This window comes from Sphingomonas sp. 28-62-20, from assembly GCF_002281505.1.
In genome coordinates, this window is the sequence record NZ_NCGH01000016.1 from 60,136 (window position 1) to 70,416 (window position 10,281).

Sequence of the window (10,281 nt, forward strand, 5' to 3'; positions counted from 1 at the left end):
TATGGGTTTCCGCAACATCTCTGCCTGGGCGATCCGTAACCCCGTCCCGCCGATCGTGATGTTCATCGCGCTGCTGCTGCTTGGCATTGGCAGCTTTATGACGATGGACGTCAATAACGAACCGGACATCGATTTCCCAGCCGCGCAGATCCAGGTGTCGCAGCCGGGCGCCGCGCCGACCGAGATCGAAACCCAGATCACGCAGCGCGTGGAATCGGCGATCCGCAGCATCAACGGGGTCGATGAAATCAATTCCAACGTCAGCGAAGGGTCAAGTTCCACCTTCGTCACCTTCGCAATCGGCACGCCCATCGACCGCGCCGTTAATGATGTTCGCAATGCGCTTGACCAGATCCGCAGCGATCTTCCCGATGGCATTTTGGAGCCGCAGGTGTCGCGCGTCGATATTAGCGGCGATGCCATTGCCTATCTGTCCGCATCGACCACTGCCATGACGCTTGAAGAGCTGAGCTGGTACGTCGACGATACCGTATCGAAAAAGCTGCTCGGGGTGCCCGGGCTGGCGGCTGTGAGCCGCAATGGCGGCGTCAATCGCGAAATTCGCGTCATTCTGGATCCCGTCAAACTTCAGTCGCGCGGCTTGACGGCGGTGCAAGTCAACCAGCAACTGCGGCAGACTAACCTGAACGCGGCAGGCGGTCGCGCCCAGATCGCGGGTTCCGAACAATCCGTGCGCGTGCTCGGCAATGCGCGGTCCGCGCTGACCTTGGGCGACACCCAAATTGCCCTTGGCGGGGGCCAGACCGTTAAGCTCTCAGATATTGCGACCATCAAGGACCTCTACGCCGAACAGCGATCACTGGCGATCCAGGATGGCCGCCAAGTGCTCGCCTTCAGCATCGAAAAGGCCAAAGGCTCCTCCGACGTCACCGTTTATGATGCGGCGACCAAGGTGATCAAACAGCTCGAAAAGGACAATCCCAAGGTCAAGTTCACTGAGCTGTTCAACAGCGTGGATTACACCAAGACGCAATATCATTCGGCGATTGAGGCGATGGTTGAGGGCGCAGTTCTCGCGGTCATTGTCGTCTTCATCTTCCTGCGCGATTGGCGAGCAACGGTGATTTCAGCCATTGCCATCCCGCTTTCCGCAATTCCCGCCTTCTGGTTCATGGATTTGATGGGCTTCACGCTGAACGGGTTGAGCTTGTTGGCGCTGAGCCTGGTGGCCGGCGTGCTGGTCGACGATGCGATCGTGGAGATCGAGAATATCGTCCGCCATATGCGGATGGGTAAATCCGCATATCAGGCATCGATCGACGCGGCTGACGAGATCGGCCTTGCCGTGCTGGCAACGACGATGGCGATCGTCGCGGTGTTCCTGCCGGTTGGTCTGATGCCCGGAATCTCAGGGCAGTATTTCAAGAATTTCGGCCTGACGATTGTCGTCGCGGTACTGATCAGCCTGGCGGTCGCGCGGCTGATAACGCCGATGGTCGCTGCCTATTTCCTCAAGGCCAAGGGGAGCGCCAGCCACGGCGAAGGCTGGTGGATGGATCGTTATATGGAGGCGCTGCACTGGTCGGTGACGCATCGCTGGAAAACGCTGGGCGTTGGCGCTCTGGCGCTGGTGGCGACCTTTATTGGCTTTGCCGGATTCCCGGGCGTTCTGAATCCCATCCCCCTTACCTTCCAGCCGGCCCAGAATACCGATTACAGTCGGATCCGCATTCAGCTTGCACCGGGATCGACGCTCAAGCAGGCGCAGGACGTTGCATTGCGGGTCGGCGCAATCATCAAGGACGCGCCCGAAGTGCAGAACGCCTTCACCAATGTCGATGTGGGCAGAGCCAGCATCTTCATTACCCTGAAGGCGAAGCGTGACCGGACGAGCATTGAATTTGAGCGCGCCTATGCCCCGCAGCTTTCGCAAATTGCCGACGCGCGCGTCAATTTCCAGTCGCAGGGCGGCGGCGGCGGCGGATCAGGCCGTGATATCACCATCACCCTGGGCGGGTCCGATCCCGTGCAACTTGCAAAGGTCGCCGACGAGCTCGTTGACCAGATGAGTGGTTTGCCCGAATTGCGGGCGCCGCGCGTCAACGGCGACCTTCAGCGTCCGGAAATCACAATCCGGCCCCGCATGGATCTGGCCGCGAACCTGGGCGTCACTACGGCGGCGCTGAGCCAGTCGATCCGCATCGCCACCTTGGGCGATATCGACCAGAATGTCGCGAAGTTCTCCCTTTCGGATCGCCAGATCCCGATCCGCGTTGCGCTGTCCGAAGATTCACGCCGTAATTTGTCGACGATCGAAAACCTGCCGGTGCCGACGTCCTTGGGCGGATCGGTGCCGTTAAAGGTCGTCGCCGATATCGGTTTTGGCGCAGGGCCAACGCAGATCCAGCGCGCGAACCAGACCCGGCGGATTACCGTCGGAGCAGACTTGGCACCCGGCAAGGTCACCGGTGACGCCAATCCGAAGATTCAGGAACTGCCCGCGATCAAGAATCTGCCAGTCGGTGTAACCCAGCTCAAGCTGGGCGATGCAAAATGGATTCCCGAGCTGCTCTTCAACTTCGTCGTCGCGGTGATCTCCGGCATCTTGCTCGTGTTCGCGGTACTTGTGCTGCTGTACAAACGGGTGATGCCGCCGCTGGTGAATATGGGCTCGTTGATCCTCGCCCCGCTGGGCAGCGCCATCGCGCTTCGCCTTACCGGTGATGCATTGTCCCTACCGGTGTTCATCGGGCTGTTGATGCTGCTTGGCATCGTCGCCAAAAATTCGATCCTGCTCGTGGATTTCGCGCTGGAAGAAATGGCCAAGGGCGTCGATAAGACGACCGCGATCATGGATGCCGGGCATAAGCGCGCACAGCCGATTGTGATGACGACGATCGCGATGGTCGCGGGGATGGTGCCAATCGCGCTGTCGCTAACCGGCGATGCCAGCTTCCGCGCGCCGATGGGCGTAACGGTGATCGGCGGCCTCATCCTTTCGACCTTGCTCACGCTGGTGATTGTGCCCGCCGGGTTCAGCATCGCTGTCGGGATTGAGGAATGGATTGGCCCACGGATCGGTCGTCGCTTGCTGACCTATAAGGCGGGCGATGACGGTGTGCCGGTGATTGACCTCAAGCCAAATGGCCCCCGGCCGATTGGCTATGCCCCCGGGGATGGCGAACCGCAGCCAGCGGAGTGAGCGATCGGACGAATATGCTTGTGAACAATCCCGTGGTTGAGGGATTGTTTCGACGATGAACCTGTTCGCTCGCCCAGACAGCCGTGATCAAGCCCCCCCGGCGGCGTTGATCCGCATGCGCGCCATCGCCACCGGGCTGCTGGTTGCGATGGCCGCGCTCTATCTGATCGCGCGCAGCCTGGTGGACGTGCACCCGCTATTCGGTTTCGTCCGCGCCTTTGCGGAGGCCGCCATGGTCGGCGGCCTGGCCGACTGGTTCGCGGTCACTGCCTTGTTCCGCCACCCCGGCGGCCTGCCGATTCCCCACACCGCGATTATACCGCGCAACAAAGACCGGATTGGCGACAACCTCGCCGCTTTTCTGCGCGATAATTTCCTGGTGCCGGGTGTGGTGGCGCGGCGGATGCGGCGGCTTGATCTGGCCTCGTCGGCAGGCCGCTGGCTGGCCAGCCCGTCGGGCGGTGACGGTCGGCTGCGGCGTGGCGCGTCGCGCCTCGCGGCCGATTTGCTTGAAGCGTTCGATCAAAAGCGGCTGGGCGGGATGGTCAAGGCGACGATCGGCCAGCGGCTGCGTGCGCTTGATGTCGCCCCGCTGCTTGGTCAGGCGCTGGAGGCAGCGATCGCCAAGGATCGTCATTTGCCGCTGCTCAACGGCATTATCCGCTGGGCCGGGCGAACGCTGTCGGCCAACGAGCACCTTATCCGCGCCATGGTGCATGAACGCGCCGGATCGATCATGCGCTGGACCGGCCTTGATGAAACGCTCGCCAACAAAATTATCGACGGGCTTGATCAGATGCTCGTCGACATGGCCGAGGACCCCGGTCACCCGTTACGCGCCAAAGCCGAGGAGGGTCTGGCCAAGCTCGCCTTTGATCTGCAATTTGATGCCCCGATGCGCTTGCGTGCTGAGGCAATGAAGCTGGAGATCATTGAAAATCCGGCGATGCAAAATTGGCTGGACGGGCTGTGGGAATCGGCCCGGCACGCGATGCTGCGAATTGCGCGTGACCCTGATGCCGGGCGCGAAGGCAAGCTTGGCGAAGCACTGCATCAACTGGGCACGACGTTGCAGGAAGATGCTCGGCTGCGCGCCACCATCAATCGTTTCGCGCGCCGCGCGGCTGTCGGCACGGCAGCCGATTATGGCGATTCAATCGTTCGACTCGTCTCTGAGACGATTCGCGGCTGGGACGCCAATACGATCACCCGGCGCATCGAAAACGCGGTTGGTCGTGATCTGCAGTTCATTCGCATCAATGGCACAATCGTCGGCGGGCTGGTCGGGCTGGTGATCCACAGCATCGATTTGGTGCTGTGACGACGCTTCAGTCGGTCCAGTCGAGCACGGGCCAACCCTCCGCAGCGGCAAGCTGCCTGAGCGCGGGATGTGGATTGACCGCATAAGGTCGATCAGCCCAAGCCAGCGTGGGGCCATCGGAAACATGATCGGAATAAAAGGCGATCGTCGCGTCCGCCCGCGCTACGCCCTGGTCGGCCATCCAGGCGCTGATCCGATCAAGCTTGGCCATGCCATAACAATTATCGCCATCGATCAATGCCGTTACGCCGCCATCCAAAGCATGGGTCGATTCGGTCGCGATCACCGCATCAAAGCCAAGATCTGCAGCGATTGGGTCGACATAGCAGCGAAAGGAGGCCGTCGCGAGCACGAGGCGACGTCCAGCGGCCCGATCGCTGGCGATCTGCGCCCGCGCCGCCGACCAAACCCCGCGGGCAGCGATCTTGTCAGCGAACCCTGCAGCGAGCATCGCCATCGCCGGGGCCGGCACGACCCGACCGAGCATCAGCCGAAACGCAATTTGTTTAAGCTGTCCACGATTAACCAGCCCGATTGCATAGCCCAGCCCCGCCCCGCCCAGCAGCGGCAACAGCGCGAGCCGCCATGGCGCCCGACGGCGAGCGGCATAGAGGAGGAACGGCGTCCAGGTTGCCGCCCGGGTGATTGTCTTGTCCATATCGTAAATGGCGATGTCCTGCATGTCTCAACCATAGACAGCTATGTTCTTGCCGATCCAGCGCGATTGCAGCAAAGAATGATCCGATGGGCGCGATGGCTGAATTTTCACATGAAAATGTCGGCGGTGCCGACACGCTACGCTTTAGCGGCAGCTTGTCATTGCCCAAGCTGGGCGATTTCCCCAATCGACTGCGCAATTTTGATGGCCCTGTCGATCGCCTTGATCTCAGCCGGGTCGAGCGGATCGATACGGTTGGGGCTTGGCTGATCTACCGCTTTGCCGAAGAACATGGCGCGCGGATTGAGGGGTTGAGCCGCGACGCAGCGCATCTGCTCGATCAAGTATCCGCCGCCGATCAACAAGTTGCCATGCGCCCCGAATCGGCCGGCCCATTAGTCCGCGTGATCGGGGAGATCGGCGAAGCAACGATCATGACCTTCAAGACGATGTACGGGCTGCTCGATTTTTTCGGCGCGACCTGCATCGCCTTTTTCAACGTCATCACCCACCCCAAGCGTTTCCGCTTCAACGCAACGGTGCACCGCTTCGAAGTCGTCGGCGTGTCTGCACTCGGCATTATCGGGCTGATGAGCTTCCTGATCGGGCTGGTGATCGCCCAGCAGGGGGCCGTGCAGCTCCGCCAGTTCGGGGCCGAGGTGTTCACGATCAACCTGGTCGGCCGCATTACCTTGCGCGAGCTTGGCGTGCTGATGACCGCGATCATGGTTGCCGGTCGATCGGGTTCCGCCTTTGCCGCGCAGATCGGCACGATGAAGCTGACCGAAGAAATCGATGCAATGCGCACGATTGGCGTTTCGCCGATGGAAGCGCTGGTGCTGCCCCGCGTCCTTGCTGCGGTGCTGATGATGCCGTTGCTCGGCTTTTATGCCTCGGTCTTCGCCATTCTCGGCGGCGGGCTATTCTGCTGGATATCGCTTGGCATCCCGCTGGTCACTTTCATTCAGCGCCTGCGCGAAGTGGTGCCGATCACTGATCTGTTTATCGGCTTGGTCAAGGCCCCCGTTTTTGGCGCGATCATCGCCATTGCCGGGTGTTTTCAGGGCATGCTGGTTGAGTCCGATGCCGAACAAGTCGGCAAGCGGACGACATCCGCTGTGGTGCAGGCGATTTTCCTGGTGATCGTCCTCGACGCCTTTTTCGCGGTGTTTTTCACCTGGCTCGGCTGGGTCTGATGGCGGGCGACGTGGTCATCTCGGTCAAGGGGCTCACAACCAGTTTTGGCGAACAAGTCGTCCATGAAGGGCTTGATCTGCAGGTTCGGCGCGGCGAGATTTTCGGCGTTGTCGGTGGATCGGGCACGGGCAAATCGGTGCTGATGCGGACCATCATTGGGCTGCAATTGCCCGATGATGGTGAGGTCAAGGTGTTCGGCGAATCGACCGTCAACCGTGGTGAGAGTGAGACCATCGACATCCGGCGGCGCTGGGGCGTTTTGTTTCAGGGCGGCGCGCTGTTTTCGACGCTGACGGTCGCTGAAAATGTCCAGGTGCCGTTGCGCGAGTTTTACGGTCGGCTGGATCAAGGGCTGCTCGACGAAATCGCCGCGTATAAAGTCGTGATGACCGGCCTGCCCGCAGAGGCTGGCCCGAAATATCCGGCCGAACTATCCGGCGGTATGCGCAAGCGTGCCGGTCTCGCCCGGGCACTAGCGCTCGATCCCGAACTGCTGTTCCTTGATGAACCGACTGCAGGGCTCGATCCGATCGGCGCCGCAGCGTTCGACGATCTGACCGCTTCGCTGCAGAAAACATTGGGGCTGACGGTGTTCCTGATCACGCATGATCTCGATACGCTCTACGCGATTTGCGACCGGGTCGCGGTGCTGGCGGACAAAAAAGTGATTGCGGTTGGGACCATCGACGAGCTGCTCGCGCTGGACCATCCATGGATCCAGGAATATTTTAACGGGCCACGCGGCCGTGCTGCAACCGCGACCAAGGAAAGCGCCGATCGGCGTGCCATGATCGACGCAAAGCCAGGGAATATCGACTGATGGAAACCCGCTCCAACCATGTCCTTGTCGGTTCAGTGGTGCTGATTTTGCTGATCATGCTCGCGCTGTTTCTGGTCTGGCTGGCGCGCCTGAACGGCGGCAGCGAGCGCGAATTCGACATCTTTTTCAAACAGTCGGTCGATGGGCTGGCGAAGGGATCGTCTGTTGCGTTTTCCGGGGTGCCGTCAGGCCAGGTCAAAGACATTTCGGTGTGGAAACGCGACCCGAAATTCGTGCGCGTGCGGATCAGCGTGACCGATGAAACGCCGGTCGTCACCGGCACCACCGCCTCCATTTCCAGCAGCTTCACCGGGACCAGCACCGTTCAGCTCGATGGCGCGATCAAGGATGCGCCGCCAATCATCTGCCCGGTTGAAAATCCGCAAAGCGCTTGCCCCTTCGGCGTTCCCGTCATTCCCACCCGCGCGGGCGGTCTGGGCGCGCTGCTCAGTTCTGCGCCGCAATTGCTCGAAAAGCTCTCCCACCTGGCCGATCGGTTGACCGAAGTGCTGTCCGACAAGAATGTCGCTTCGATCACGGGAATCCTGGAAAATACCAATCGCGTCACCAAAGCACTGGCCGATCATTCGGGCGATCTTGGCGAGACGATCGCCGAAACCCGCAAGACGATCAAGCAAGGCGGGGAGGCTGCGGCCGCCATCACGAGGTTGGCCAATTCAGCGGACGGGCTGCTGAAAAGCGATATCAAGCCCGTCGCCGCCAATCTCAACAAGGCAATTGCCTCAGCCCAGCATAGCCTGGAGCAACTCGATGGCCTGGTCAGCGATGCCCGGCCCGGCGTGCAGACCTTTTCCAAACAGACCGTTCCCGAGGTTGGCCAGTTGGTGCGTGATTTGCGCGTGATGGCCGCAGCCCTGACATCGGTTGCTGAAAAAATTGATCAGGGCGGCGCAGGGTCGATCCTCGGCGCACCCAAATTGCCCGTCTACACCCCCGGCAAAACGCCCAAAGCACCGAAAAAATGAGGCCCGCCATGATTGTCCGATCGATCAAGCTCCTGCCCGCTGGACTGGCGATGGCGACCCTTGCTGGCTGTATCAGCTTTGGGGCACCGGCGCCGCCGACCTTGCTCACGCTGACGGCGGCCACCCCGTTGACGCCGGGCCAAACGAGCAATTCTGCCAATACCAGCACCATCACCATCCAGCTGCCCAGCGTTCCCGCCGCCATCGCCACGGCGCACGTACCGGTACAGACCTCGCCAACCTCGATTGCCTATGTGAAGGACGCACAATGGGCTGAGCCCCCCGCCCGGCTCTTTGCCCGCCTGCTCGCCGATACAATCGGCGCCAAGACTGGTCGGGTGGTGCTGACCCCGGCCCAGTCGCTTTATGATCCTGGTGCCCGCTTGGGGGGCGAACTGCGCAATTTCGGCATCGACGCCGAAACCAGCGAAGCGGTCGTTACCTATGATGCAACGCTCAGCCGCACCGATGCCAAGACGATTGAAAAACGCCGCTTCGAAGCACGCACGCCAATTGGCAGTGTTACGCCGGAAAACTGCAGCGAAGCGATCAACGCCGCCGCCAACCAAGTTGCCGCCGAGGTTGCTGACTGGGTCGGCAAATAAGGGGTTTACCGCTTAGCGGCCTAACGCTTCACGGCACGCACCGGCACCGGCAGATTGCACAAATCCACGGCATGCGCTGGCACGGTAAAAAAGGGCGGCTGACGATTGGCCCGGCCTTCCAGATAGCGCGCAAAGTCGGGCGAGGTCGGCTTCATAAACTCAAAATGCGGGCGATTTTCGGCCGGCAAATCGCTCGCGATCGTGACCCGGACGATCGGCACGCGCTGCGCAGGATTTTCGTACAGCCCCAGCCCGCCGCCCGTGCCGCGCGGCAGCGCTGATAGCGCCGCCATCCCCTCAATCACCCGACCCACCACCGCAATATTCCTATCAAGATGGCGTGGGGCATGGCCGATCACCGCATAAAGATCCCCACCAGTGCCGGTATCGGGAGCGAGATTGCGCGCTACGCCGACCATGCCATAACAATGCGGCAGCCATTGCTGTTTGCCATCACCAGCCAGCGGCCAGCCATCGGCTGAAAAGCCCGTGACGCTGGCATAAGCGTCCCGATAAGGGTTGGCCGTCAGCATGGTGCCGGTGGCCGACCATTCATATTCGGCGGGCGGGGCCAAAACGATCCCGGCAGCCGCCGGCTTCGATTCGGTCGCGTCGCCCCATTGCGTGACATAATTATCCTGCACGCGGTAAACGCTGGCATCATTCCACCAGCCCGCCCGCGCGATCTTCCGCATATTGGCGACATGCACCGGTGCAAAGCCACTCGCCATCCAGATCGTCACGCGCTTGCCATCGGCGAAATCGACCAGCATCAGATCGTCATCGGGAATTCCAGCCCAGCCAGACGGCACCGCCGGTTCTGCAGATTGAACGATTGGGGCGGGCGCGATCGGTGCTGCGGAGAGCACAGCGCTTGGCGCGGAAGCTGCCGACATCGGGATGGCGAACAGCGCGGTGGTGAGGAGCTTGATCATGGCAATCATCATGGCACGCCAACAAAGCTTGCGGAAGGCGTCCCGCCCAGCTACGGCTCGCCCCCTTCCAGTGCATGCGGAGCGGTGGCCGAGTGGTCGAAGGCGCTCGCCTGGAAAGTGAGTATACGTCAAAAGCGTATCGAGGGTTCGAATCCCTCCCGCGGCGCAAATTCGCGCACTTTCTGTTCCTTTCGGTAGTGCAGAGAGTCAGTTGCAAACCGGAAATGCCATTTTCTCAGTGAAATTCTCTGCGCCTCATGCGTCCAGTACCTTTTGCCTGTCAGGGATGGAGGCCGCTGATCGACCGCCGAAATAACGGGAAATAAGGGGAATCCGTCCAGATTCCTCGCACCGCAAGGGCTGTTTTTCGGCAGAGTTTGGCCCGATGGGGCGCATTTCCCGGGAAAGAAAACGGGAATTTTCGCCGCGGTTACGGGAACCGCCGGCCCTTTGAACCATGCAAAAAGCGCTTGACCGAAAGGCAATGTGAGCGTTGAGATTGACCTGCTCCCCTGAAGAGTCCTCGGATTGAGGTTATCCTGTTCCTCAAGAGGGAGACAGGCAGTGAAGCGATCGAGGTTCAGCGATGAGCAGAT

General features: G+C 61.0%; 9 protein-coding genes and 1 tRNA gene. 7 read left to right on the forward strand and 3 right to left on the reverse strand.

Annotation, left to right across the window (positions count from 1 at the left end):
• The first annotated feature begins 1 nt into the window (after position 1).
• Positions 2-3,163 (forward strand): efflux RND transporter permease subunit, encoded by a 3,162-nt coding sequence (locus tag B7Y43_RS13860; protein ID WP_374132254.1) that lies wholly within the window; start codon positions 2-4, stop codon positions 3,161-3,163.
• Between the two features lie 55 nt (positions 3,164-3,218).
• Entirely contained in the window at positions 3,219-4,484 is a 1,266-nt protein-coding gene (locus B7Y43_RS13865) for a DUF445 domain-containing protein (protein WP_374132255.1), read from the forward strand.
• Between the two features lie 7 nt (positions 4,485-4,491).
• On the opposite strand, the gene B7Y43_RS13870 is transcribed toward B7Y43_RS13865, so the two are convergent.
• Entirely contained in the window at positions 4,492-5,166 is a 675-nt protein-coding gene (locus tag B7Y43_RS13870) for an HAD family phosphatase (RefSeq protein ID WP_374132256.1), read from the reverse strand.
• A 62-nt stretch (positions 5,167-5,228) separates the two neighbouring features.
• On the opposite strand from B7Y43_RS13870, the gene B7Y43_RS13875 reads away from it, so the two are divergent.
• Genes B7Y43_RS13875 through B7Y43_RS13890 form a run of 4 tightly spaced genes read left to right on the forward strand, consistent with a single transcriptional unit; the run spans position 5,229 to position 8,750 of the window.
• Entirely contained in the window at positions 5,229-6,338 is a 1,110-nt protein-coding gene (locus tag B7Y43_RS13875; RefSeq protein WP_374132257.1) for an ABC transporter permease, read from the forward strand.
• Positions 6,338-7,159 carry an ABC transporter ATP-binding protein gene (locus B7Y43_RS13880; protein ID WP_374132258.1) on the forward strand — a complete coding sequence of 274 codons (822 nt, stop codon included), beginning with the start codon at positions 6,338-6,340 and terminating at the stop codon, positions 7,157-7,159. The genes B7Y43_RS13875 and B7Y43_RS13880 overlap by 1 nt, the downstream gene beginning before the upstream one ends.
• Entirely contained in the window at positions 7,159-8,145 is a 987-nt protein-coding gene (locus tag B7Y43_RS13885; protein WP_374132259.1) for an MlaD family protein, read from the forward strand. The genes B7Y43_RS13880 and B7Y43_RS13885 overlap by 1 nt, the downstream gene beginning before the upstream one ends.
• An 8-nt stretch (positions 8,146-8,153) precedes the next feature.
• A complete protein-coding gene (locus B7Y43_RS13890; protein WP_374132260.1) occupies positions 8,154-8,750 on the forward strand; it encodes an ABC-type transport auxiliary lipoprotein family protein in 597 nt (198 codons plus the stop codon).
• Between the two features lie 20 nt (positions 8,751-8,770).
• On the opposite strand, the gene B7Y43_RS13895 is transcribed toward B7Y43_RS13890, so the two are convergent.
• A complete protein-coding gene (locus tag B7Y43_RS13895) occupies positions 8,771-9,685 on the reverse strand; it encodes a peptidylprolyl isomerase (RefSeq protein ID WP_374132261.1) in 915 nt (304 codons plus the stop codon).
• A gap of 78 nt (positions 9,686-9,763) precedes the next feature.
• Between B7Y43_RS13895 and B7Y43_RS13900 the strand changes: the two genes are divergently transcribed.
• Positions 9,764-9,851 (forward strand) — tRNA-Ser (locus B7Y43_RS13900).
• On the opposite strand, the gene B7Y43_RS13905 is transcribed toward B7Y43_RS13900, so the two are convergent.
• Positions 9,814-10,281 (reverse strand): hypothetical protein (locus B7Y43_RS13905; protein WP_374132262.1); only part of this gene is annotated, 468 nt, incomplete at its 5' end. The genes B7Y43_RS13900 and B7Y43_RS13905 overlap by 38 nt on opposite strands.

Bases quoted from the DNA above. Each gene is read 5' to 3' on its own strand.
- B7Y43_RS13890 (WP_374132260.1), top strand. From the start codon at position 8,154: ATGATTGTCCGATCGATCAAGCTCCTGCCCGCTGGACTGGCGATGGCG.
- B7Y43_RS13870 (WP_374132256.1), bottom strand. From the start codon at position 5,166: ATGCAGGACATCGCCATTTACGATATGGACAAGACAATCACCCGGGCG.
- B7Y43_RS13865 (WP_374132255.1), top strand. From the start codon at position 3,219: ATGAACCTGTTCGCTCGCCCAGACAGCCGTGATCAAGCCCCCCCGGCG.
- B7Y43_RS13895 (WP_374132261.1), bottom strand. From the start codon at position 9,685: ATGATCAAGCTCCTCACCACCGCGCTGTTCGCCATCCCGATGTCGGCA.
- B7Y43_RS13885 (WP_374132259.1), top strand. From the start codon at position 7,159: ATGGAAACCCGCTCCAACCATGTCCTTGTCGGTTCAGTGGTGCTGATT.
- B7Y43_RS13860 (WP_374132254.1), top strand. From the start codon at position 2: ATGGGTTTCCGCAACATCTCTGCCTGGGCGATCCGTAACCCCGTCCCG.
- B7Y43_RS13875 (WP_374132257.1), top strand. From the start codon at position 5,229: ATGGGCGCGATGGCTGAATTTTCACATGAAAATGTCGGCGGTGCCGAC.
- B7Y43_RS13880 (WP_374132258.1), top strand. From the start codon at position 6,338: ATGGCGGGCGACGTGGTCATCTCGGTCAAGGGGCTCACAACCAGTTTT.